24 protein-coding genes and 1 tRNA gene are annotated in these 22,174 nt (G+C 37.5%); 7 read left to right on the top strand and 18 right to left on the bottom strand.

Going from position 1 to position 22,174, the window contains the following annotated elements; all coding sequences use genetic code 11:
- Nucleotides 1-85: 85 nt before the first annotated feature.
- From HWQ49_RS08940 to HWQ49_RS08930, 3 genes are all read right to left on the bottom strand, one after another.
- Nucleotides 86-2,170, bottom strand: coding sequence for a heavy metal translocating P-type ATPase (locus tag HWQ49_RS08940; protein ID WP_188207270.1), 2,085 nt, complete (start codon nucleotides 2,168-2,170; stop codon nucleotides 86-88).
- 239 nt (nucleotides 2,171-2,409) lie between these two features.
- The gene (locus HWQ49_RS08935; RefSeq protein ID WP_188207269.1) at nucleotides 2,410-3,780 is read right to left on the bottom strand and encodes a sensor histidine kinase; all 1,371 of its coding nucleotides are present in this window, start codon (nucleotides 3,778-3,780) and stop codon (nucleotides 2,410-2,412) included.
- Complete coding sequence (locus tag HWQ49_RS08930) at nucleotides 3,758-4,471, bottom strand: response regulator (RefSeq protein ID WP_188207268.1); 714 nt, start codon at nucleotides 4,469-4,471, stop codon at nucleotides 3,758-3,760. Before HWQ49_RS08930 ends, HWQ49_RS08935 begins: the two co-directional genes overlap by 23 nt.
- Before the next feature lie 132 nt (nucleotides 4,472-4,603).
- Between HWQ49_RS08930 and HWQ49_RS08925 the strand changes: the two genes are divergently transcribed.
- Nucleotides 4,604-4,843, top strand: a complete 240-nt coding sequence (locus tag HWQ49_RS08925; RefSeq protein WP_188207267.1) for a hypothetical protein — start codon at nucleotides 4,604-4,606, stop codon at nucleotides 4,841-4,843.
- Between the two features lie 319 nt (nucleotides 4,844-5,162).
- On the opposite strand, the gene HWQ49_RS08920 is transcribed toward HWQ49_RS08925, so the two are convergent.
- The 7 genes from HWQ49_RS08920 to HWQ49_RS08890 all read right to left on the bottom strand — a co-directional run bounded on the left by HWQ49_RS08920 (nucleotide 5,163) and on the right by HWQ49_RS08890 (nucleotide 9,466).
- On the bottom strand, nucleotides 5,163-5,927 hold the full coding sequence (locus HWQ49_RS08920) for a sulfite exporter TauE/SafE family protein (protein WP_394810771.1): 765 nt from the start codon (nucleotides 5,925-5,927) through the stop codon (nucleotides 5,163-5,165).
- A gap of 101 nt (nucleotides 5,928-6,028) precedes the next feature.
- Complete coding sequence (locus HWQ49_RS08915; RefSeq protein ID WP_188207265.1) at nucleotides 6,029-7,159, bottom strand: MBL fold metallo-hydrolase; 1,131 nt, start codon at nucleotides 7,157-7,159, stop codon at nucleotides 6,029-6,031.
- 79 nt (nucleotides 7,160-7,238) lie between these two features.
- Entirely contained in the window at nucleotides 7,239-7,811 is a 573-nt protein-coding gene (locus HWQ49_RS08910) for a sulfurtransferase TusA family protein (RefSeq protein WP_188207264.1), read from the bottom strand.
- 110 nt (nucleotides 7,812-7,921) lie between these two features.
- Nucleotides 7,922-8,401 carry a DsrE/DsrF/DrsH-like family protein gene (locus HWQ49_RS08905; protein ID WP_188207263.1) on the bottom strand — a complete coding sequence of 160 codons (480 nt, stop codon included), beginning with the start codon at nucleotides 8,399-8,401 and terminating at the stop codon, nucleotides 7,922-7,924.
- Between the two features lie 113 nt (nucleotides 8,402-8,514).
- Nucleotides 8,515-8,742 (bottom strand): sulfurtransferase TusA family protein, encoded by a 228-nt coding sequence (locus HWQ49_RS08900; RefSeq protein ID WP_188207262.1) that lies wholly within the window; start codon nucleotides 8,740-8,742, stop codon nucleotides 8,515-8,517.
- 465 nt (nucleotides 8,743-9,207) lie between these two features.
- Nucleotides 9,208-9,280 (bottom strand) — tRNA-Ala (locus HWQ49_RS08895).
- Nucleotides 9,281-9,325: 45 nt separating this feature from the next.
- Entirely contained in the window at nucleotides 9,326-9,466 is a 141-nt protein-coding gene (locus HWQ49_RS08890; protein ID WP_188207261.1) for a hypothetical protein, read from the bottom strand.
- Between the two features lie 127 nt (nucleotides 9,467-9,593).
- On the opposite strand from HWQ49_RS08890, the gene HWQ49_RS08885 reads away from it, so the two are divergent.
- Both HWQ49_RS08885 and HWQ49_RS08880 read left to right on the top strand, forming a co-directional pair.
- Complete coding sequence (locus HWQ49_RS08885) at nucleotides 9,594-9,935, top strand: YckD family protein (protein WP_188207260.1); 342 nt, start codon at nucleotides 9,594-9,596, stop codon at nucleotides 9,933-9,935.
- A gap of 103 nt (nucleotides 9,936-10,038) precedes the next feature.
- Entirely contained in the window at nucleotides 10,039-10,845 is an 807-nt protein-coding gene (locus tag HWQ49_RS08880) for a LysM peptidoglycan-binding domain-containing protein (RefSeq protein ID WP_188207259.1), read from the top strand.
- 693 nt (nucleotides 10,846-11,538) lie between these two features.
- Here the strand turns inward: HWQ49_RS08880 and HWQ49_RS08875 are convergent.
- Together HWQ49_RS08875 and HWQ49_RS08870 are read right to left on the bottom strand one after the other, a co-directional pair.
- Entirely contained in the window at nucleotides 11,539-12,270 is a 732-nt protein-coding gene (locus HWQ49_RS08875; protein WP_188207258.1) for an aspartate/glutamate racemase family protein, read from the bottom strand.
- On the bottom strand, nucleotides 12,254-13,027 hold the full coding sequence (locus HWQ49_RS08870; RefSeq protein WP_188207257.1) for a maleate cis-trans isomerase family protein: 774 nt from the start codon (nucleotides 13,025-13,027) through the stop codon (nucleotides 12,254-12,256). Before HWQ49_RS08870 ends, HWQ49_RS08875 begins: the two co-directional genes overlap by 17 nt.
- Before the next feature lie 250 nt (nucleotides 13,028-13,277).
- On the opposite strand from HWQ49_RS08870, the gene HWQ49_RS08865 reads away from it, so the two are divergent.
- Both HWQ49_RS08865 and HWQ49_RS08860 read left to right on the top strand, forming a co-directional pair.
- Nucleotides 13,278-14,942, top strand: coding sequence for an FAD-dependent oxidoreductase (locus tag HWQ49_RS08865; protein ID WP_188207256.1), 1,665 nt, complete (start codon nucleotides 13,278-13,280; stop codon nucleotides 14,940-14,942).
- Nucleotides 14,939-15,235, top strand: a complete 297-nt coding sequence (locus HWQ49_RS08860) for a 2Fe-2S iron-sulfur cluster-binding protein (RefSeq protein WP_188207255.1) — start codon at nucleotides 14,939-14,941, stop codon at nucleotides 15,233-15,235. Before HWQ49_RS08865 ends, HWQ49_RS08860 begins: the two co-directional genes overlap by 4 nt.
- Before the next feature lie 86 nt (nucleotides 15,236-15,321).
- On the opposite strand, the gene HWQ49_RS08855 is transcribed toward HWQ49_RS08860, so the two are convergent.
- Nucleotides 15,322-16,794, bottom strand: a complete 1,473-nt coding sequence (locus HWQ49_RS08855) for an amidase family protein (RefSeq protein ID WP_188207254.1) — start codon at nucleotides 16,792-16,794, stop codon at nucleotides 15,322-15,324.
- A 139-nt stretch (nucleotides 16,795-16,933) separates the two neighbouring features.
- On the opposite strand from HWQ49_RS08855, the gene HWQ49_RS08850 reads away from it, so the two are divergent.
- Nucleotides 16,934-17,332: a secondary thiamine-phosphate synthase enzyme YjbQ gene (locus tag HWQ49_RS08850; protein WP_188207253.1), complete on the top strand. Its 399-nt coding sequence runs from the start codon at nucleotides 16,934-16,936 to the stop codon at nucleotides 17,330-17,332.
- Between the two features lie 413 nt (nucleotides 17,333-17,745).
- Nucleotides 17,746-18,297 (top strand): hypothetical protein, encoded by a 552-nt coding sequence (locus HWQ49_RS08845; RefSeq protein WP_188207252.1) that lies wholly within the window; start codon nucleotides 17,746-17,748, stop codon nucleotides 18,295-18,297.
- A gap of 300 nt (nucleotides 18,298-18,597) precedes the next feature.
- On the opposite strand, the gene HWQ49_RS08840 is transcribed toward HWQ49_RS08845, so the two are convergent.
- The 5 genes from HWQ49_RS08840 to HWQ49_RS08820 form a co-directional block, all read right to left on the bottom strand.
- Nucleotides 18,598-18,924 carry an inner-membrane translocator gene (locus HWQ49_RS08840; protein WP_188207251.1) on the bottom strand — a complete coding sequence of 109 codons (327 nt, stop codon included), beginning with the start codon at nucleotides 18,922-18,924 and terminating at the stop codon, nucleotides 18,598-18,600.
- 24 nt (nucleotides 18,925-18,948) lie between these two features.
- Nucleotides 18,949-19,407: an SRPBCC family protein gene (locus HWQ49_RS08835; RefSeq protein ID WP_188207250.1), complete on the bottom strand. Its 459-nt coding sequence runs from the start codon at nucleotides 19,405-19,407 to the stop codon at nucleotides 18,949-18,951.
- Between the two features lie 121 nt (nucleotides 19,408-19,528).
- Nucleotides 19,529-20,125 (bottom strand): hypothetical protein, encoded by a 597-nt coding sequence (locus HWQ49_RS08830; protein ID WP_188207249.1) that lies wholly within the window; start codon nucleotides 20,123-20,125, stop codon nucleotides 19,529-19,531.
- A gap of 19 nt (nucleotides 20,126-20,144) precedes the next feature.
- Nucleotides 20,145-21,590, bottom strand: a complete 1,446-nt coding sequence (locus HWQ49_RS08825; protein ID WP_188207248.1) for a sodium:solute symporter family protein — start codon at nucleotides 21,588-21,590, stop codon at nucleotides 20,145-20,147.
- Nucleotides 21,591-21,617: 27 nt separating this feature from the next.
- Nucleotides 21,618-21,836 carry a hypothetical protein gene (locus HWQ49_RS08820; RefSeq protein WP_188207247.1) on the bottom strand — a complete coding sequence of 73 codons (219 nt, stop codon included), beginning with the start codon at nucleotides 21,834-21,836 and terminating at the stop codon, nucleotides 21,618-21,620.
- Nucleotides 21,837-22,174 lie beyond the last annotated feature (338 nt).

The following is a 22,174-nucleotide window of genomic DNA, read 5'->3' as shown; positions in this document are numbered from 1 at the left end:
ACAAGAGCTTTGGATATTTGGTACAAAGCTCTTGTTTAACTTTCATTTGCCTTCTTTCAGTAAAGCTTTAAAAGCTTATATAACTTTATTCTTTTAACAACTTTGCATTTATGGCAACAATCACTGTGCTTAAACTCATCAATATAGCTCCTATAGCTGGACTTAATACAATTCCGATTGGAGCAAAGATTCCTGCAGCTAAAGGAATTGCGAAAATGTTGTATCCTGTTGCCCACCAAAGGTTTTGCACCATTTTACGATACGTTTTTTTAGACAGATCCATTAATGATACCACATCGTTAGGATTACTTTTTACCAGTACAACATCTGCTGTCTCCATGGCTACATCCGTACCTGCACCAATGGCAATTCCTAAGTCAGCTGTTGCTAATGCAGGGGCATCATTGACACCATCACCTGTCATAGCAACCTTCCACCCATTTTCTTGTATAACCTTAACTTGATTGGCTTTATCATCTGGTAAAACTTCTGCATAAACTTCATCAATACCCAGTTGCTTGGCAACCCAGTTTGCCACTTTTTTATTGTCACCTGTCAACATAATAGGGTGTATTCCATTTTCTTTTAAAGTGGTAATAGCCTCTTTAGCTGTTTCACGAACCATATCTGCCAGTGCAATCATACCAACCAGCTCATCTTCAAGCAGGACGAACACCACCGTTTTGCCTTCTTCGGACATTTGATTAAACAGCTGGAAATCATACGTTAAATTATTGTTGTTTACATAACCAGGACTAACAACATTTACTTTTTTACCATCAACTTTTCCTTGGATACCCTTACCTGTTATAGATTCAAAGTCTGTTATGTTATCCAAAGGAATATCTTTATCTTTTGCTGCCTTCACAATTCCGGTTGCTATTGGATGCTCAGAATTTTGCTCGAGACTAGCTGCTAATTTTATGACTTGTTCTTCATTATACTCTCCACTAGCTACGATATCTGTTACTCCAAATTCTCCTTTAGTTAAGGTTCCAGTTTTATCAAAAACAACAGCATTTAATTTACGGGCACCTTCAAAGTTTGCTCGGTTTCTTATTAATAGTCCCTTTTTAGCAGAAATTGACGTAGAAACTGCTATGACAAGAGGGGCTGCTAAACCTAACGCATGAGGACATGTAATAACCATTACCGTTACCATTCGCTCAATAGCTACGTCAAGTGGATACCCTAACATCAACCAAATAAATAAAGTAGCAAAACCAGCGATCAATGCTAGGTAGAATAACCATTTTGCGGCCCGATTCGTTAAATCTTGTGTCTTGGATTTTGATTCCTGCGCTTCTTTTACTAGTGTGATAACTTGTGATAAATACGATTCCTCACCGGTTTTTTCTACTTGTATTGTAAGAGATCCCTCATTATTGACTGCCCCACCAATGACTTCATCACCTTTAAACTTTTCTACTGGTACAGACTCCCCAGTAAGCATCGATTCATCAATTGCCGATTTTCCATCAATAATTGTGCCATCAACCGGGATCTTTTCACCTGGTTTTACAAGAACACGATCATTGTTCTTTAAATCAGACAATGGAACATCTTGTACTTCGTCATTGTCATCTAATCGATGGGCTTCATTTGGCATGAGTTTAACAAGCTGTTCCAATGCATTAGAAGCACCCATCACTGAACGCATTTCTATCCAATGACCTAACAACATAATGTCGACTAACGTTGCTAATTCCCAAAAAAGTTGATTACCACCCCAACCAAAGACAACTAAGCTACTGTAACCGTAAGCAATGGAGATAGCTAGTGCTATCAGCGTCATCATCCCTGGGTTCTTTCTTTTTAGCTCATTGATTGCTCCCGTTATAAACGGCCAGCCACCATAGAAAAATACAACTGATGAGATTGTAAATAATACATACATATCACCCGTAAAGCGCCAATCAACACCCAAAAACCCCTGAATCATTGGGGATAGAGCAAGAATTGGAATCGTCATAATTAAAGAAATATAAAAACGTTTTTTAAAATCTTCTACCATATCACTGTGGTCATGATGATCATGTCCATTTTGGCTGTTCCCACCGTGATGATTATGATTTTCATGGTGTACATGGTGATGACTATGGTGATGTTCATGGTTGTGGTGTTCATGACTATGATCATGATTTCGTCTTTCATCTTCATGTTTAGACATTAATACCACTCCTTTTATGTTAGGGAGGATTTACTAAGTCTTTTCCTAGAAAGTACAATCACGTGATTTTAGCAAACCTTACATCCCCCTTTGATATTCTAAATCTATCTTCTATTAAATAACTATAAAGAAGAATTATCCACAAATTATCATGAAAGTGTTACGTAATAATGAATAATCTGTTATCTTTTTTCCTACTCAGTCTTAAACAGGATCAACATGGTTGATTTTCATGAGTCTCATGTTCGTTTTGGGAAAAGAACTAAAACCTCTGTTCCTTCATTCCATTGACTATCTATTTGAATTCTTCCACGGTGAGCGTCCATTAATGCCTTGACGATAGACAACCCTACTCCTATTCCTCCTGTTTTTCTGTCTCTAGATTTATCTCCTCTATAAAATCGCTCAAACAAATATGGCCTATCCTCTTCTTTTATCCCAATCCCTTCATCTTGAACAATAAAACCAACATAATCGTTAGATTCTACTGTCTTTACAAATACTTTTTTCCCAGCCGGAGTATACTGAAGAGCATTGTTTATTATGTTCGTCAACACTTGTAAAACACGATCTTGATCTGCATATAACCAATATTCTTCCTTTGGTTTTTCCACGTTCAACAAAACGCCTTTCTCCTTAAAAGCCAGAGCGAATTGCCCTTCCATTAAATGTAACAAATTGCCTACTTCTATTTTGCTTTTATTGAGTTTTATTTGGGGGTTTTCAGCAGCTATTAACTCTTCTAATTCATTCACAAGACGTACTAACCGCATTAATTCATCATGACTTTGTTGTAACCTTTTGCTCGATGGCTCGAATACCCCATCAAGATAAGCTTCCATTTGACTTCTTAGCGTGGCGAGTGGTGTGCGTATCTCATGAGCAAAATCAGCCGTAAACTGTCTTCTAAGCATTTCTTCTTTTGATAAGGACTCAGCCAGCTGATTAAATGATCCCCCTAGTGGTCTCATTTCATTTGTTAATTTCTCGACATTTACACGTGTTCTCCAATTATGATCTTGTAACTCTTGAATAGCTTTTGATAACCTTCGAAACCCACTAGTTAAGCGTTTTGAAAATAACAAACTAAACAATATGGCTAAAATAACTGTAACCAATACTGCAAGGTAAATATTATTTTTGATCGTTTCTAAAAACGCTATATCTTCACCGATAATTTCTTTTGGATAGTAAACTTCCATATTACCAATCGAACGATTATCATGTGTGAGGTTATATGAAACAATTTCGTATTCATTGTTCTGATTAACCTCTGGATTCGTACCCATACCATCCATCATTTCGAGCATTCTTGCTGTATCAGCAATTAATTCACCATCAACATTATAAACCTTATAAAATATGTCTTCCGTCATAGCCTGTTGATGCATTAGGCTAATTAATTGGTTATCAATAATTTCACCCGTTTCCCTGTGAGACTGTATTGCCTCCCTTTCAACCAATCTACTACTTTCTTCTCTATTCTTCTGTATATATTCACTAAACTGACCCTCAAATCCCCATAAGATCGAGAAGCTAGTTAGGAGAATACCACAAAGTGATACAACTAAAAGATAAATCAAAATCTTAAAACGAAGTGTCAACCGCATCAGGTGTACCTCCAAACTTATAACCCATTCCAAACACAGTCAAAATATACTCTGGTTGGCGAGAATCCTTTTCTACTTTTTTCCGTAAGTTTTTTATGTGTGTATCAATACTACGTTCATACCCTTCAAAAAAAGCTCCATCCTCTTGAATCTTTTCTAGCAGATCCAAACGACTATAAACTCTTCCCGGGTAGCTTGCCAAGGTAACCAACAGTTTATATTCAATAGGAGTTAGTGATAGTAGTTGACCACCTAATTCTACCTCCTTTTTAATAAGGTCTGCTTTTAAGTTTCCATTATTAAACGATAACTCATTTCGTTGGGCTAGTTTATTAACCCTTCGTAGAATTGCCTTTACTCTTATGATGACTTCCCTGGGACTAAACGGTTTGGTTATATAGTCATCTGCCCCAATAACTATTCCATTGATGAGATCATCTTCTGATGATTTGGCTGTTAACATAATAATAGGAACATCACTTTCTTTTCTAGTTAATCTGCAGACCTCTTCACCTGATATATCTGGTAGCATTAGATCTAAAATAATGATATCCGGATGATCCTCTTTTATTTTTCTCAAAGCTTCTATACCATTAGAAGCAAGAATGATCTCCCAACCTTCTTTCTCAAAGTAGGCTTCTAACACTTCAAGAATCATATCTTCGTCATCAACAGTAAGAATTTTAGTCATTTTACCACCTCTTTCTTTTATCGTACCATCAAAATCAAACGATCATAATCATCTTCACAACTTCCACATAAGTTCACCATAAATTATCCATTTAAGGGGGGTATGATTTAAGTAAGAAAGGAGATGTTAACGATGAAAAAATTACTAATGGGAATATTAATTGGAGCAGTTCTAATTGGAGGTGCAACCTTTGTTGCTGCAGATTCTAATGGGAATGGTTTTTTCAACTTTGAGGATATGCAGCCATTAATGGAGCAAATGCATCCTGAATTGTCACCAGAACAACAAGAAGAAATGTTCAATGATTGCCACGGGGAAGAAGGACAGATGCATGACAATACAGAGTTCCCTGGCATGATGAATAATTTCTAGTACAGATTGAGGTGAGTCAAATGATGGGTGGCTATGGCTTTGGGATGATGAACTGTGGACTTTTGGGATGGATCATCTACCTTCTAATCATTGGAATAGTCGTTTATTATTCCACCAAATTAGCCTTAAAACATTATGATAGAGTGCAAAAATGAATTTAGTAAAAGGACTAACTAAAGACGGTATATAGTTAGTCCTTTTTTCTCTGAATCCTTAATTGATATAATTTAGATAAAAAATAGGTATCAAATGAACAAACACACAGAAATAATTAAACGAAGATATAATCGAATTTCAGGCATGAGCTAAATTTCATAATTCAGTCCAATATATCAATCCACATTTTAATAGCTGTACCTAAAATTAATAGCGCTAAAATACTTTGTAATATTTTTGTATTTACTTTTTTTCCTACATTTGCGCCAATTGGCGATGCAACCAAACTAGCAATAATCATAATAATGGCAGGAACTAATAGTACTTGACCTGTCATGATTTTCCCTGCTGTTGAACCGATTGAAGAAATAAATGTAATGGCTAATGAAGAGGCAATCGTCATTCGGGTCGGAATTTTTAATACAATCAACATAATCGGCACTAAAATAAAGGCTCCTGCAGCACCCACTATACCTGCACCTATACCAACAATTAAGGCTAGTATAGCTGCTAACGTTTTATTAAATGTCACTTCATCAAATGATAATTCATCTATACCTTTTTTCGGCATAAACATCATCATGACAGCAATTGTTGCGAGAATTGCATAAACTAAGTTAACAGAAACCTCAGAAAGGAACCTCGAACCATATCCACCAATAAAGCTACCTATTAAAATACTAACACCCATATAAATGATGAGTTCTTTGTTCAGGTAACCACCTTTTCGGTAAGCCCAAACACCACCAATGGTTGCAAAAAATACTTGGACGGCACTAATACCAGATACTTCATGGGCTGTAAATGCAGCAAATCCAAGTAACGATGGAATGTATAATAGCATTGGGTATTTAATAATTGAGCCTCCAATACCTACCATTCCCGAGACAAATGATCCAACAAAACCGATAAGAAAAATTAAAACCATAAATAAAAGACTATATTCCAAAATCGAAACCTCCTTGGGTATAAACTGAAATAATAAAGGAATTAGAGATGACAACCTCTAATTCCCTCATCATCAATTTATTACTTCACTGCACAGCGATTTGGTCCAATTTCCATTTCACGCTTCTCTTCAGTCTCAGGTGAAATTTTACCCATATTCGTTTCACGGATTTCTTGATAAGAGTTGGGTTGTGGTGGAAGGTTTTCTGTAACCATGCTACGGAATTCCTTTTCATCACCCACATTTAAACCATGATTTTCTTCGTATAATTTACCAAGTTTTTCACCAACTGAACCGTCATCATTCAACTCAATATTCGTCATAAAGTGTGCAGGTAATACAAACAATTCATTGGATAATTCTTTGTAACGTTTGTAAAGAGTTTCACGTAAGTCTCCTACCCAATCATCAGCTAGACCTGCTAAATCTGGTCGCCCGATTGAATCAACAAATAATATATCACCTGACATGAGGTATTGATCGTCTACGATAAATGATGTAGAGCCAATTGTGTGACCTGGTGAATAAAGTGCTTGAACACTGATTTTAGAAGATCCAATTTGAACATCTTCACCGTCTTCTAATGGTTTAAAATCAAACTGTACTTCTGTTGCATCTTTTGGTGGTAACCAATATGTGGCCCCTGTTTTCTCTGCGATTTCACGCCCACCTGAAATATGGTCTGCGTGTAAGTGTGTATCAAAAGCGTGAGTAATTGTTGCACCTTTTTCTTTAGCAAAATTAATAAAAACATCTGCCATACGTACCGCATCAATTGTTGCTGCTTCACCGTCAGAGATAACCATATATGATAGGCAACCTTTACCTAAACGTACAAACTGGAATAGTTCCCCGCCTCCGTTCAAATCAGCAATTTTTACCGGCTCTAAGTGTTCACTCCAAGCTTTCATACCACCTTCTAATGAATAAACATTGTTAAAACCAGCCTCTACTAATTGCTCTCCTACGAATTCAGATGAACCACCTTTTGCACAAACAACAGCAATATCACGATCAGTTGGAACTTTATTTTGAATCGGTTCAATACCGTCAATAAGATCAAAATAAGGGACGTTTAAGTAGTCAAAGTTGTCACCTTCAATTTTCCAATCTGCATAAGCATCTTCGTTTCGAACATCTAGGATAAATAACTCCTCTTTATTAACGACTCTTTTTGCAACTTCTTGAACATTCATAGTTTTTATGGCCATTCAATCATACCCCCTATAGTATTATAAAAGTTAAAATAAAAACTCGCCTTAAGGCGAGACCCTAACTTGGGTTAGGGTACTATTGTTTGCTTTCAACGTCCCCGTCCCATTCACTCATTCCAGGAACAACGTTATAAACTTTTGCAAAACCTTTTTCACTTAGTAATTGTGCTGCCATGTCACTACGGTTTCCAGTACGACATACGATATAAAGCTCATCATTTTTATTTAATTCATCAACACGATCTTCTAATTCACCAAAAGGAATAGAAATCGCATTAGGTATATGCCCGAACGAATACTCAGCGGATTCACGCACGTCTAATAAAGTGATGTCTTCTGAATCGAGCTTTTGCTTTAATTCATCATTGTTTATTGTTGGTTCATGTGAAATTTCTTCTCCAGATTCACCTTCGGAAGCCTTGCGTAAGTAGTGTTTTAAAACATCACCTTCTTCAACTGTTCCTAAATATTGGTGACCACTACGTTCTGCCCATGCTTTTAAATCGGCTTTTGAACCTTGATCTGTTGCTTCAATTAATAACACTTTTCCTGGTTCAACATTATCAATTTCTTTACGTGTTTTTACAATCGGCATTGGGCATGCTAATCCTTTTGCATCTAACACGTGATCTGCTTTAATTTCAGTCATTTAAAATCCCTCCGGTAACTTTTATTCAACTGGTCCTTCCCTCTCCAAGATTCCAACAGTCATTTTGATGACATTAAATCCACGACTCTCAAAATATTGTGTTGCCTACCTTATATAAATAAGTTAATTGCTCCATCTTCACCTTCAGCAATGTAAGCAGCTACGCCACCATATTCAATATCATCTAATAATTCTTCTTTTTTAAGACCTAATAAGTCCATTGTCATTGTGCAAGCAAGTAACGTTATTTCTTGTTCCTTGGCCATATCGATTAAATCAGGTAATGGCATCGCATTGTGTTTCTTCATAACACCTTTAATCATTTTCGGGCCCATTCCTAAGAATTGCATTTTAGATAATGGCATGTTGTTTGCCCCACGAGGCATCATTTTACCAAACATTTTCTCCATAAATGATTTTTTAGGTTGTAATTTTTCATCTTTACGTAACGCATTTAACCCCCAAAATGTGTGGAAAATAGTTACGTCATGATCGTAAGCGGCTGCACCATTTGCAATGATATAGGCTGCCATAGTTTTATCGTAATCACCACTAAATAGGATGATATTCGTCTTCTTTTTTTCTGCCATCTCGTAGTCCTCCTTTTTAACTATTTAAAAATTGTATTGAAAACATAGATTAACTTAAACTATGTTCTTAACAACACATATACCAGCACGGGTATAATTTAGATCAAAAAATATTAGCCTTTCTTAATATAGAATGTAAATACACCTTGATCATCATTGATGTTAACTAGTTCGTGACCAGAAGATTTGCACCATGCAGTTAAATCGCTTTTAGCACCAGCATCTGTTGCAACCACTTCTAAGATCTGCCCACTTTCGATACCTTCGATCGCCTTTTTAGTTTTAACGATTGGCATTGGGCACGCTAATCCTTTTGCATCTAACGTTTTAGTAATATTCATTAAAAATTCCTCCTTAAGAATTTTATTTCATTATCCCTAAAATACCTATACGGGTATATTACACAACAAAAAGAAATCCGTCAACACTTGATTTTTTTTGTTAACGACTTCCCTCTTAAATGTTCAGTACAACGCAATTTCATTTGTGTAACTTTAAATCTGATAACCACATCATATACCCCAAGTGGTATTTTGTCAAATATAGAATTACAGATATGTTTGCTACATTTTTCCAAACCCCTTTTATCAAAATAAACATAAACAATATTCTAAGGGGAATCTTTATATGCAACAGTAGGAAAATGTGACACAAAGAACATAATAACTTAGCACCAAAAGCATGCTAATAAAAGAAAGTTTTTAGTGAGGAGCTTTCATGAGAGGGCAGTGAACAAATCAAGACATAAAAAAAGACACAACCTCTCGCTCTCGCAAGAAACCGTGTCAGTTCTAGGTTTATAGTGATGGAGCATATCGGGCTCGAACCGATGACCTCTTCGCTGCCAGCGAAGCGCTCTCCCAGCTGAGCTAATGCCCCGTGCTTAAAATATTATATCATTGAATCGGTATGATTTTAAAGGATTTATTGATAACCTTCATACTTTTTTAATTCTTTTTCTAGGCTCCAATATTGAATATGAGGTAAACGATAATAAATCCAATACTCCTTAACCATGGACACACCAACGAATGATACTAAATGCCAGTCTAGATCCTTAAGCATCCAAACCCTCCTACACTCTCTTTCCTTCTTAAAGAATATGTTCAATACGGTTTGTCCTATAACGAGAATGAAATTTGGTAAATAGTACATCTTAACTTAATGAAGTATTTAGAAGGAGTGAATTAACATGAAGAAATTATGGATTAGTCTTGTAACAGCATTCTTTATTGGCTTCACCTCCCTTGGGTTAGTAGCGTCACATGTAGATGCAGAGGAAGGTGAAGGTGTTAACGACGTCGAGTTAACTGAGGAACAGAAGAATGAAATGGCTGAACTTCAACGCAATGTGATCGATCAACACAAGGAGATTGTTGACAAGTACGTTGAATTTGGCGTCATTGATGAGGAAAAAGGGGAAAAGATTAAAACACATCTAGAAGAAAACTACAAGATGCTTGAAGAAAACGATTTTGTTCCAAATTGGGATCACAGGCATCAAAAAGACAAAGATAAACAAGAAGACGAATAATTGGTCATGATTAAAGCCTTCACTACCAGTAGTGTAGGCTTTTTCTCATATTTCTCTCCTTTTTGTCATATGTTTTATAGACATTCAATAAGGAGTGATCTAAATGACCATTAGACGTGGAACTCATATTATTCATACAGTCCAACCTGGCGATACCGTTTATGGACTCGCCGTTAGATATGAGAGTGAAGTTGATGCGATTACACAGGCGAATGCCTTATACCCACCTTTTACTGATATGTACTCATTAACCCCAGGTCAAGTACTAGTGATCCCAAAACCACTTCCAACAGAAACCCTTACTTTATATGTTATCCAATATGGCAATACCATCGGCCAGTTATCCCAACGTTTTACGACCCCAATTGACCCTTTATCAGGTATTAATCCAACCATTCACAACCCTAACTTCATCCTTCCTAATCAGCAAATTGAGCTACCTGTTTTTATTTATGAAGTCGATACAGGTGATACGTTAGCTTCTATATCTGAAAGAACGGGAATTCCAATCGAGGCAATCATGAGAGCCAATATGAATCGTTTAGGAGTAAATCAGGATGTCATTTATGAGGGCGTCCGGTTAATCATTCCTCTACCTGTTTCACAGAATATTGTCGTCACATTACCTTTACCAGGCACAACCGTACGAGATGGTTCGATCATTGAAGGATATGCGAGAACGTTTGAAGCCAATGTCCTTTTCCGATTAATTGACGATTCCGGTCAGGTTGTAACCGAAGAAACCTTTACAACAGCTCGTTATGCTGCGCCATCTTATGGTAATTTCCGTGATAATATTCCTTTTGATCGCCAACCAACAACAGATTCGGGCGAATTACAAGTTTATACAAGAAGTGCGCAGGATGGCTCCATTCAAGACCTTGTGCAAATAAGAGTCTTATTTCCATAGTGAGCGGGGATAAATAAGGAGTATTTAGTAATTGGTTTTGGTTTTGTTGTTATTTAAAAACCCGATGCTGTGTCGAGTAAATTCCATCAATTTGGAATAATGAACAAATGGCTAAAGCATGACATAACCATTTGCAATACATCTAAGAAGGAGGCTGAATTGCTGGGCGCAATTCAGCTTTTTTGTGTTGGAATGGATGGGTTATTGGGGTGCTATCAGTGATGATCTTGAGTCTATTTAACAGTTTGCTCCCGCGACGAGATGATTTCGTTAATTAAAGCGAGTCTAATTGACAGTTTGCTCCCGCGACGAGGCGATTTCGTTAATTAGAGCGAGTCTATTTGACAGGTTGCTCTCGCGACGAGACGATTTCGTTATTAGAGTGATTCTAATTAACAGTTTGCTCCCGCGACGAGATGATTTCGTTAATTAAAGCGAGTCTATTTGACAGTTTGCTCCCGTGATGAGACGATTTCGTTAATTAGAGTGAGTCTAATTAACAGGTTGCTCCCGTGATGAGACGATTTCGTCAGTTAGAGCGGTTCTATTCGACAGTTTGCGCTCGCGACAAGGTGACTTTCTTATCTATTAAAGAAAAACCACCTCTATTCGATGCTTTTTCTAGGTAATGAAATGATTAAGTCCACAGACTACCGCTCCCCCTAATTAGAACCAAAAGCTCCTTACATCTCCCTACATATAACCACTATATCCTTTTTGCACAAGCGTCGAGTGCACGTAATTAATCATCGTCACGTAGTCAAAGACGGGTAGTTGAACCGCCTGCTGGACAGCTTTAGAATATGGTGGCAAGCTACTACATTCTAATAAAATAACTTTCACTTCTGGATTTTCTGCCACTAATTCTTGAACAGCCGATACCACCTCTTCCTCGATCACCTGTGGATCCAATTCTCCAATTTCGTCATGAGCAGCTTTTCGGAAGTTCTCTTTTCCTTCCATCCCTTTAACACATAATGAAGCCGTATATTGAAGACCAATGATAGATAACAATTCCTCATCAAAATGCTCTGCATTGCTGCATAGTAAACCGATTTTTTCACCTTGACCTAACATCGTAGAGATAAACGGAATCTGCAAGAGACTAGACATGAACACTGGTACTTTCAATTCATTAGCTACCTCTTCTTGATACATCGCCATATATCCACAATCTGCTGTAATCGCTCTGACTCCTTCCCTAACTAAATTATGGCCAGCTTCCATAATAGTCTCTAGCATCGACCGATCTTTTGCAAGCAATTTATCGAAAGTAAACCCTTCTATTCGTTGGAATCTCACTGGAAATGAATAGGTGGTAGCATTACCTACATCTCCTGGTATAAATGGGGTAAACGTATCTAACAGCATAATTCCAATCGACTCACCATAACTAACTTGGCCTTTCTTAGCTTGAATAATCAAATAGCTTTCCTCCCTCTTTTATCGCCTCTTGGTTAAACAAAGTGCCAAGTCCAGTTTGGGGTTTAAATTGACCTGTTAGCCTTAAAGCTTCCCAAAAACTTACTTGATTGGCTGTCAACACGGGCTTCCCAACTACCTTTTCTAAATCTTCAATCCATAAAGCTGAGTGAAGAGCGGTATCCGGAATCAATAACGCATCAGCAACAGGGCAGTCATTTTCCTTTGCGAATTGGATCACTTCTTCTTTAGGTAACGTACCTACTTCAGCAGCTGTAATGATTCCTTTACTGGCATATTGCAATACTTCTATTCCAAAGCTTTCTAAGAACTTTTTAAATATTATGGCTACATCTTCAGGGTAAGTAGCTGCGATTGCGACACGCTTAGCTCCAATCGTTTTAACAGCGCGGATAAAAGTTAGTGCTGTTGTAGATGCCGGTACCCCTAACCCTTCCTCAAGTGCTTCTACCTGTTTTTTGATCCCTTCTAATCCAAGAACGAAACTAGCACTTGTTGAAGTCCATATAACTGATTGAACGCCTGAATTGGCTAAATGCTTTATTCCTTCATGAATACGTGGGACACTTCCCATTTCACTAAGTGCTTCTACGGTGTGTGCGTCCTCGTTAAATTCGGTATGAACCAAATGAACATCAACACGTGGGTCAACCATTTTTCCTAGCTCTGGGTAATCATCTTCAGCAGCATACCCAGGGTAAAGAAAGCCCACTTTGATCGATTCATTGTTTTCATTCATTAATAAAACACTCCCGACTTACAAGAAAAGTCCAGTTCCGAAAAACAAATATTCCGAACTTTCATTTTTTATTGATTTTTTTAATTCTAGGGGATAGCTACATGAATTGTCAACGCTGAGTTATTCTATAACTTGAACATTTACATAAATGATGTATCCTAAGTAATAATTAATATTTAAACTTATCCATACATACAAATCTTTTACAAAGAATGTTACACAAAAATTGAAAAGGAAGAGTGTTTAATCTATGGAGTTAAGACAGACTGATATTTTAGTCATCGGTTCTGGCGCTGCTGGTCTTTCATCGGCAGTTTATGCTGCCCAATCTAACCAACACGTACTTGTTCTTGATAAAGGAGTGATTGGTAGAAGTGGATCTTCAACTGGAGCTGTTCAAATTGCTGCTTTAGGTGAATGGTCAAACGAGGATCATAAGGACAGCTATTTAAAAGATATTGACGAAAGTGGACGTGGGCTTAGTGAATCATCTTTGATGGAAGCTCTTGCTGAAGATATTTCTGATAGATTAAAAGATTTAACTGAATGGGGCTTAAAGCTTGACCGCAATAAGGATAAGCAAATCGCCGTTTCCCATACATCCGGTCACTCATTACCAAGGTCTGTCAGTGCTAAAAAAGGTAAAACAGGACTGGGCATTTTACATACCTTAAGAAAAAAGGCAAATGCTTCAGACCATATTGAAACTTGGAATGATGTGATCACGATCGATCTCATTAAAAATGGGAACCGTGTCGTTGGAGCATTTGTGTTAGACCTTAAAGATCATCAACCTTACCTCATACAATGCAAATCAGTTATTCTAGCAACTGGCGGAGCCGGCCAACTCTATCCTACAACGAGTAATCCTGTTCAATCCACAAGTGATGGATTTTCACTCGGTTTAAGTGCTGGAGCAAATCTAGTTGATATGGAACAAGTTCAATTTTACCCAGTAAGTATGGTGGCACCTAATTCGATTGCAGGCTTTTGTATTAGTTTTTATCATTATTCAAAGCTTTATAACTCGAATGGAAGCCGCTTCATGGAAAATTATGAACCTAAGCAACTAGAAGATACCACTCGCGACAAACTAGCGATTGCGATTGCCACTGAAGTCGCTGATGGCCGGGGAACAGAAAATGGTGGCGTTTGGTTAGATGCAGCTGATGAAATTGATCAGGTTAAAAAAGAGTTTCCACACGAATATAAGCTGTGTCACGAACGAGGAATCGATTTTGCCAATAATCGTGCCGAAATCGGACCAGCTGCCCACTTTATGATGGGTGGTGTGCAAATTAATGAACATGGTGCAACTGAAATCCCAGGTCTTTACGTTGCCGGTGAAACCGCTGGTGGCTTACACGGAGGGAATCGACTCGGTAATAATGCTCTTTCTGACTGTATCGTTTTTGGAGCAAGAGCTGGCATCTCCAGTGCAAAAGAGGCTGACGAATTATCGTCCATGCCTGAGGTCAATGATTCTATGTTATTAACAGCCCAACAACAAATCGAACAAATTCTCACACCAATAAACGGTGAGATTAGACCTTATCAGTTAAAGGAGCAAATCCAAACGATTATGGGTCAACATGTAGGCGTCATTCGAACTAATCAAGGGTTAAAAATCGCTAAAGAACAGCTTGATGAGGTAGAAACACAAATGCGTGACATGACTATTTTAAATACGGAGCCTTATTCAAGAGAGATCCTTGACTCAATTGAAGCCAGACATATGCTAAGAACAGCCAAAGCAATTGTTGGCTCAGCTATAATCAGAAAAGAAAGCCGTGGAGCTCATCATAATACAGATCATCCTTCGTTAGCGTCTTCCACTTACCATACAGTAGCTAATAGTCACAATGGGGAGTTATCATTCTCTATAGCTTCAGTACAAGGAGGGGAGTCGAAATGAAATTACATGTCCAAATTCAAAGATCGAGTGGAAAAACGGATCATTTCGAAGTCTCTTATGGACCTGAGATGACAGTTCTCAACATACTAGAAGAGATTTACCGACACCATGATGCGACAATTGCTTACCGCTATTCATGTCGAACCGGATTATGTACAACTTGTCTAATGATGATTAACGGCAAACCAGAATTAAGCTGTCAAAAGATCGTTGAAACCGATGACGAGGGTATTTTAACTCTAGCCCCCCTACCAAAAGGGGAAACGATAAAAGATTTGGTTAAAGAAATGTAAGTTAAATCATGCCAACCCCAAAATGGATTGGGATTGGCTTTTATTTTGTGTTTTATTCTATATACTTAGCTTCTATTTAACAATTACTACTGTAACTTTGGTGCTCTTCTTCTGAATGACGCTTGTTCATACCCAAAGGCTATTTCTATTAGACTTGGCTCTGCAAATGCGGTTCCTGTAAAAGTGATTCCAACCGGTTCACCTTGGTCGGTATAACCTGCTGGTACCGTAATTGAAGGATAACCTGCTTTAGCTGGTATACCAGCACCAATATTATTTGGAAAAACAATCGCATCTAATTGTTCCTCATTTAGCGTATAATCGATCCCCTGTTCCTTAGATAAATATTGATCAGATAATAACTCATCTAAAAAATCTGATTCTGTTAATAGTCCAGTGGTTTTAGCCGCTTCTAAAAACCACTTCTGACCATACTTCAGCGTCTCTTCTTCATTTTCGTGATGAAAATCAATTATATCATCAATCGAGCCTACCTTAATATTTTCTTTAGAGACCGTTTTTAGATAAGCATTTAGGCTATTCTTAAATTCATAGATCATGACGCCAATTCCCCAATTATGTGTAGTTGACGGGATGGTGACGTTATCTACAACTATTGCCCCTTGTTGCTCTAACACCTTTATAGCCTGATCGAGCAGATTTCTTTTTTCCTCGCTAATGGAATCAAAATAATGTTCACGAGCAATTCCAATTCGCTTACCTTTAAGTCCATTTTGCTTTAAATGACGAGTTAGGTCACACTTAGCATACTGACGAGCTTTTCCTGTTACCGGGTCTTGGTGGTCTTCACCAACCATCGCCTGAAAGACATAGACTGCATCACGAACCGTTTTAGCAATTGGCCCTGCTGTATCCTGTGTATGTGAAATCGGAATAACTCCACTTCGACTCACTGCACCTACAGTCGGTTTAATCCCAACTAATGAGTTTTGACTAGCAGGACTTAAAATTGAACCAGAAGTCTCCGTCCCTACAGAAACAGTCACAAAATTAGATGCGACTGCTACTGCTGAACCTGCACTAGATCCACCTGTGTCGAACTCACCAGGACCATAAGGATTAAGAACCTGTCCACCTCTTGAACTGTAACCATTTGGCATTCCTACCGTCATAAAGTTTGCCCATTCGGTTAAATTAGCTTTACCTAAAATAATCGCACCCGCTTCTCGTAGCTTTTTCGCTAAGAATGCATCTTGCTTAGCAACATGATCTTTTAATGCTAATGAGCCAGCTGTCGTATGCATCTTGTCTCCAGTATCAATATTATCTTTTAAAACAATAGGAATTCCGTGTAATGGACCTCTAACCCCTTTTTCGTTTCTTTCTAAATCAAGGTTTTCTGCAATATGTATAGCATCAGGATTTAGTTCGGCAATAGAGTTGATGCCTAATTCACCTTGGTCAAACTCAGCAATTCGATTCATATAATGCATGACAAGCTCTCTTGATGTAATCTCTCCTTTTGCCAACTTTTCCTCCAGTTGATCTATCGACGCCTCAACAACAAAATTTAAATCGTGTGGATGATTCTTTTTCATAGAATTAACCTCCAAAACTAGATTTTAGATTCAATTATATCATTCATTTCATCCATTATTGATATAAGTCAAAGATATTTATCATCAAAAATCATCTGTGATATGATGATATGAAGTACGCTTTATATAGGAGGATTATATGTTTAAAACATTTCCTATTAAAACTAACCAACATGATCAAATGATTGAAGTCACCCATGAAGTTCAAAATTGGATTTACGAACAAGGAGTTAAGCAAGGGATTGTCGTGGTATCATCTATGCATACGACTGCCGGACTCACGGTCAATGAGAATGCTGACCCTGACGTGAAGACAGACATGCTTCGTCGTTTCCGAGAAGCTTACCCTTGGGATGACCCTAAGGACCAACATATGGAGGGTAATACTGCTGCCCATATGAAAACAAGCACAGTTGGGCACCAACAAACCTTAATCATAGAAGATGGTCAATTAGTACTTGGTACCTGGCAAGGTTTATATTTTTGCGAATTTGACGGGCCAAGACAGAGGAAGTTTGTCGCAAAGATCATTCAATAAACCTGTCAGGACTTTATCGATAGAGAATTAATCAACAAAAAGTGAAGATCAATCAACAAAAATGGAGTGCTAATCAACAAAAAAGCTAGTGTAATCAACACAAAGTCTCAATATTTTTTATGTTAGCACTCCACTCCAAAAGAACAACCGTACCATCAAATAAAGTAGTTCAGTTTTAGAGTACAAAATTGCAATTTGCACCCTTAATTGGACTACTTTTTTCATATGAAATTGTAGACTAATTTGTAGGGCTAATTGTGATTATAATTGCACAACAAAATGTGGGGAATCCAAAGATATTTAGTATTTTTACGGTGAAATGAGTTAAAGAACGTTATTAAACTAACGGGGCAGGTTTGTTGAACAAAGGACTGGATTTATATGGTAATATTTTAGTGTGAAGGGTGATTTTTATGAAAAAATATATATTGATTATCACTATAATTTTAGTAGGCTTGTCCTCATACATCATATTTCAACATCAACAGAAACCTACTACAAAAGATATTTATTCCATTACAGAGGAATGGTCTCCAAGAATACAAGAAGTTTATAAAATAAAAAATTTAAATGGAGATTGGATAGCATTTTTTAGAAGTGAACACGCATTATTTGTGGGAAGGCTGGAGCAAAATTGGTTAGGACAATGGAAATTTAGTCATTTTGTTACAGGTGATGAACAACCTTTAGGGTCTACTGTGTGGGAGTTCAAGGATGGAATGGTTTTAGGAGGAAGTGGGGTATCAGAAGGAGAGGAAGCTATCGAGTCATACTTTTTTGGTTTAATAAAAAATCCCAACGTCAAACAAATTCAAATAGAGGTAGAAGGAAAAACTTATAAAGATATTGAGTTAATAGATACGGATAATGAAAGGGTTTTTCTTTTTAGAATTGAAGGAGATGTGGACCCACATCAAATTACAGCTTTAGATAATCAAGGTAAAGTTATTTATAAGGGGCAATAAAAAGAATCTTGTTAAATTAACGCTGAGCGTTAGTTTAACAAGAATGAGCATTTTCTTATAAGGAATTTGCTCTTTTTTTGTTGCCGAAATTGCATTAGTTTTTGCACGTGATTTTGCATGTCTTCAATAATTATTGTATGTTTGAAAATTGGGTTGCATTTTCCTGTGTAAATAACTACTCAAAATACAAGTGAATATTGATATAACAATGAAAAAAGAGCATCAAATTACTATGCAATTCAATGCTAAATTTACATTACATTTATATTGTTTGTACTCCAAAACTGAACTACTTAACCATCAAATGTTTGCCTTTTTATTTATGACATAGGTTCGTATTTTGATACCAATGCCTATAATCAAAAGAAGCACAGCGTTTGCTAATAAAACTAAGACAATAAATGCAGCAGCAAACCCTGACCCTTCATGTGTTGAATCAGGATAAAACATTCTACTAATCCCCAAAAATAGATTGGATAATAAAATCCCTATCACAGGAACAAGTAGTCCCATAATAATTCCAGATATCCATAATGATAGTTTACCATTCTTATGTAGATAACTCGCTGTTCCATTAAAAAGGACAATCAATAACAATAAGGTCAACCAAATGATAACATCTCCCATAAAATCCCCCTTAACTATTTTTCACTAGTTACTCTCTTTGGTTGCTTCTTCTTTCACTCGATCTAAAAACCCATTAATGACTTTATCGTTTCCTTTTGATCTCGCCATCTTTAGCATCAGCTTACCAAACCAATTAGTTCCCTGATTGACACCTTCATAGGTTAAGACAGAATGGTTATCGTCTTTTTTCTCAATAGTATAAGCTGTTTCAACCCGGAATGCTTTACCTATATTAAAACCTACCTTTAGATGCTTATAATCTTCTTGATTACTGTAATCAAGCGTTTCGACGATATAGGTGACTACCCGCTTTCCTTCTTGGTAAGATTGCTCATACGTCGTGCCAATTTCTCCTTCAACATGGTCAATTAACTCATGTTTAACAACCTTGGGCATAATCCTTTGTAATTGATCCGGCTGGAAAAGTGACCATATTTGTTCAATGTTTGCTGGTATTTTTCGCTTTTCCTTCCACTGTATCATCTCTAACACCCCTTCTCGATAAATTTTTTATATTGTTCATTTTATATTGCCATAATAGGTTGAATAAACCAAGAAAAAAAGCAGGCAATCGCCTGCTTAACAACCTTTAAGTCCTTTCATCCTAAAGTAGTAAATCCTTCCTGTTATACCATCGCTCACTCAAATACTTCTCACTCTCACCCGTATTAGCATTTATATAAACCGTGTCATTAATGAACTCACTCTGTACTGTTACTTTCCACATCGGTAAATAAACTGGGAGCAGTTCTAAAACCTCATGTTTAGGCTTTTTTAGAATGTAGGATCGATTGATTTGTTTTTCTTGAACATCTTTAATATATAAATGGGCGCTATTCTTACGGTCAATCTTCATTTCCACTAGTTGGTCTTCATCAACTTCTAACTCATGCAAACCAGGAATTTTCGAAAAGACTCCTCGATAACCTGATACCGCATCGACAAAAATAACATTAGGTGTTTTTTTCGGTGGAAACGGTGGTCGTTCAGCTACAATCAGTGTTTTAGCTACCCAAAAAGGATGAAAAATGAACTCCTTGTTTTGTATATGCTGCTTAACGTATTCTTTATTAATGCTCGTATTTAGTTTATTTTTAAGACTCAAATTCTTGTAGGTAAAGTGATGGACATTATCTTCTGTGACAACTTGTTGGTCTCCCAATTGAACAACTTGCAATTTGGCTTTTAATTCAGCTGGCATATTTCTCATCCTCTTTCCCTTAATTAGAATCTTCTAAATGTGTGTGATAGTAATCCACTAACTCTTGTTTTTCCTTAGGTGGTGGCGTAGTCATTAAGCTAACAATAATCATTAACACTAACGAAACAGGAGCAGCAATGATTGGCTCTGCGTTGGTCGGTAGTGCACCAGAAGAAATAAGAATTACAAAGGTAATCGCACCACTAACCATACCGACTAAGGCACCTTGAGTATTGGCGCGTTTCCACCAAATACCAAGAACTAATGGGAAACCGAAAGCCGACAACAGGAATCCGCCAACCCAGCCGACCATAATGGCAATTAAACCAGGTGGGTCAATCGCTATTAAAATGCCGACAATACTAGCTGCGATCATTACGACTAACCCTAAGCCAGTAACAAATCTTTCACTAGCCTGTTTATTAATATGCCCTTTATAAATGTCGTGGGCAATAGCAGCTGAAATGGCTAATAGCATCGCGTCTGCAGAAGACATAATTGCAGCTAATAACCCAGCTAACATAATTCCACCTAAAATAGCTGGTAAGTAATGCTCAATAACAGAAACGAAAATCATATCTGTGTTGTCTAACGTATCAACAATTCCTAAGCTTGCTCCAGCGGACGTAACCACAAATCCAGATACGAATAATGTTAAGTAAATTAAACACGCCCACATCGCTGTACGACGAGCAATCTTCGCACTTTTAGAAGCAAAGTTACGCATCACCACCGATGGAGAAATAATTCCGAACCATAAAAAGGCGATAAACAAACCAAAATATGACATCCACGGTTGAGTAATGTCACCAAATGCTGGGTCAGTACTTAGGGCATCACTGATTAATGCACTAAACCCACTATGATCCATGAGAATAACTAATGCTAAGATGACAATACCGACAATCATAATCATTCCTTGGATCAAATCCGTATAAGTGATCGCCCACATACCACCTAATGCGGCGTATAAAGTGAAACCTAACCCTAAAACGATGACAGCCGTAGTATAGTTAAGACCTAATACATAAGAACCAATAATACCTGAAGCAGTCAGCTGAGGTACCATATAAAAGGTCATACCCACACAAACAATGACCGCAGCAACTATTTGTACGGAGCTTCCAAATCGCTGCTTAAAAAATTCTGGAACCGTTTTCACGCCTGACCGCCGAATTTGTCCAGATATTAAAAACATCGCAAACGGCATGATCGCGATAACACCAAATGCGTAAGTAAAGAAGTATGGCACTCCCAAAGCTACTCCTGAACCTACAGCCCCCAGTAAAGAACTTGAACTGGCTACCGCGGCAAATATCGCAAATGCACCGATAAACGTATTGATACTTTTTCCTGCGGTAAAATAGTCACTCTCAGACCGTCTTGCTCGACGATAGAAGTAAATTCCAAATATAGTCATTACTATTAAATAGATAAACATAATGATCGACTCAGTAACTTGCATATCTGTTTCCCCCCTCGCTATACTAAGTTAATTTTGTTGCTCTTCTTCGACCTTCTCAATCCAAACCACATAAACAATAGCCAATAAAAACCAGAAAAACAACCCAATAAACATTAACCAACCGACTAACGAAATTCCTGCCATATAAACATCAGCCGGCCACCATCCGAAAACAAGAACCGCATAAAGAACTAATACAACTGTCAGTATAAGTCCAGGGTCCTTAAGCTTTGATCTTGAGGTCATACCATCACCTCCCCTAAGCATTTTTGAATAACTAATGTCATAGGTTAGTTAGTCTATAAAAGATTATTAGATGTGAAGTTGTCCTTTCTACTTCAAACTATGATGAGAAGATTACTCTTATAAGTTGTTCAACAAATAAAGACAATTTTTTCATAGGCCTATAAAGCATATCTGGGCTGAACGTCGGATCAAGCATCGCGACAGCCGGACGAAGGGGCTGAACGTCGGATCAAGCACCGCGACAGCCGGACGACAGCTCTGAACGTCGGATCAAGCACCGCGACAGTCGGACGACAGCTCTGAACGTCGGATCAAGCACCGCGACAGCCGGACGACAG

It is taken from the genome of Alkalibacillus aidingensis (genome assembly GCF_014595945.1).
GTDB lineage: Bacteria > Bacillota > Bacilli > Bacillales > Alkalibacillaceae > Alkalibacillus > Alkalibacillus aidingensis.
This window is presented reverse-complemented; position numbering and strand designations above follow the sequence as displayed.

Bases quoted from the DNA above. Each gene is read 5' to 3' on its own strand.
- HWQ49_RS08940 (WP_188207270.1), bottom strand. From the start codon at position 2,170: ATGTCTAAACATGAAGATGAAAGACGAAATCATGATCATAGTCATGAA.
- HWQ49_RS08935 (WP_188207269.1), bottom strand. From the start codon at position 3,780: ATGCGGTTGACACTTCGTTTTAAGATTTTGATTTATCTTTTAGTTGTA.
- HWQ49_RS08930 (WP_188207268.1), bottom strand. From the start codon at position 4,471: ATGACTAAAATTCTTACTGTTGATGACGAAGATATGATTCTTGAAGTG.
- HWQ49_RS08925 (WP_188207267.1), top strand. From the start codon at position 4,604: ATGAAAAAATTACTAATGGGAATATTAATTGGAGCAGTTCTAATTGGA.
- HWQ49_RS08920 (WP_394810771.1), bottom strand. From the start codon at position 5,927: ATGGTTTTAATTTTTCTTATCGGTTTTGTTGGATCATTTGTCTCGGGA.
- HWQ49_RS08915 (WP_188207265.1), bottom strand. From the start codon at position 7,159: ATGGCCATAAAAACTATGAATGTTCAAGAAGTTGCAAAAAGAGTCGTT.
- HWQ49_RS08910 (WP_188207264.1), bottom strand. From the start codon at position 7,811: ATGACTGAAATTAAAGCAGATCACGTGTTAGATGCAAAAGGATTAGCA.
- HWQ49_RS08905 (WP_188207263.1), bottom strand. From the start codon at position 8,401: ATGGCAGAAAAAAAGAAGACGAATATCATCCTATTTAGTGGTGATTAC.
- HWQ49_RS08900 (WP_188207262.1), bottom strand. From the start codon at position 8,742: ATGAATATTACTAAAACGTTAGATGCAAAAGGATTAGCGTGCCCAATG.
- HWQ49_RS08890 (WP_188207261.1), bottom strand. From the start codon at position 9,466: ATGCTTAAGGATCTAGACTGGCATTTAGTATCATTCGTTGGTGTGTCC.
- HWQ49_RS08885 (WP_188207260.1), top strand. From the start codon at position 9,594: ATGAAGAAATTATGGATTAGTCTTGTAACAGCATTCTTTATTGGCTTC.
- HWQ49_RS08880 (WP_188207259.1), top strand. From the start codon at position 10,039: ATGACCATTAGACGTGGAACTCATATTATTCATACAGTCCAACCTGGC.
- HWQ49_RS08870 (WP_188207257.1), bottom strand. From the start codon at position 13,027: ATGAATGAAAACAATGAATCGATCAAAGTGGGCTTTCTTTACCCTGGG.
- HWQ49_RS08865 (WP_188207256.1), top strand. From the start codon at position 13,278: ATGGAGTTAAGACAGACTGATATTTTAGTCATCGGTTCTGGCGCTGCT.
- HWQ49_RS08860 (WP_188207255.1), top strand. From the start codon at position 14,939: ATGAAATTACATGTCCAAATTCAAAGATCGAGTGGAAAAACGGATCAT.
- HWQ49_RS08855 (WP_188207254.1), bottom strand. From the start codon at position 16,794: ATGAAAAAGAATCATCCACACGATTTAAATTTTGTTGTTGAGGCGTCG.
- HWQ49_RS08850 (WP_188207253.1), top strand. From the start codon at position 16,934: ATGTTTAAAACATTTCCTATTAAAACTAACCAACATGATCAAATGATT.
- HWQ49_RS08845 (WP_188207252.1), top strand. From the start codon at position 17,746: ATGAAAAAATATATATTGATTATCACTATAATTTTAGTAGGCTTGTCC.
- HWQ49_RS08840 (WP_188207251.1), bottom strand. From the start codon at position 18,924: ATGGGAGATGTTATCATTTGGTTGACCTTATTGTTATTGATTGTCCTT.
- HWQ49_RS08835 (WP_188207250.1), bottom strand. From the start codon at position 19,407: ATGATACAGTGGAAGGAAAAGCGAAAAATACCAGCAAACATTGAACAA.
- HWQ49_RS08830 (WP_188207249.1), bottom strand. From the start codon at position 20,125: ATGCCAGCTGAATTAAAAGCCAAATTGCAAGTTGTTCAATTGGGAGAC.
- HWQ49_RS08825 (WP_188207248.1), bottom strand. From the start codon at position 21,590: ATGCAAGTTACTGAGTCGATCATTATGTTTATCTATTTAATAGTAATG.
- HWQ49_RS08820 (WP_188207247.1), bottom strand. From the start codon at position 21,836: ATGACCTCAAGATCAAAGCTTAAGGACCCTGGACTTATACTGACAGTT.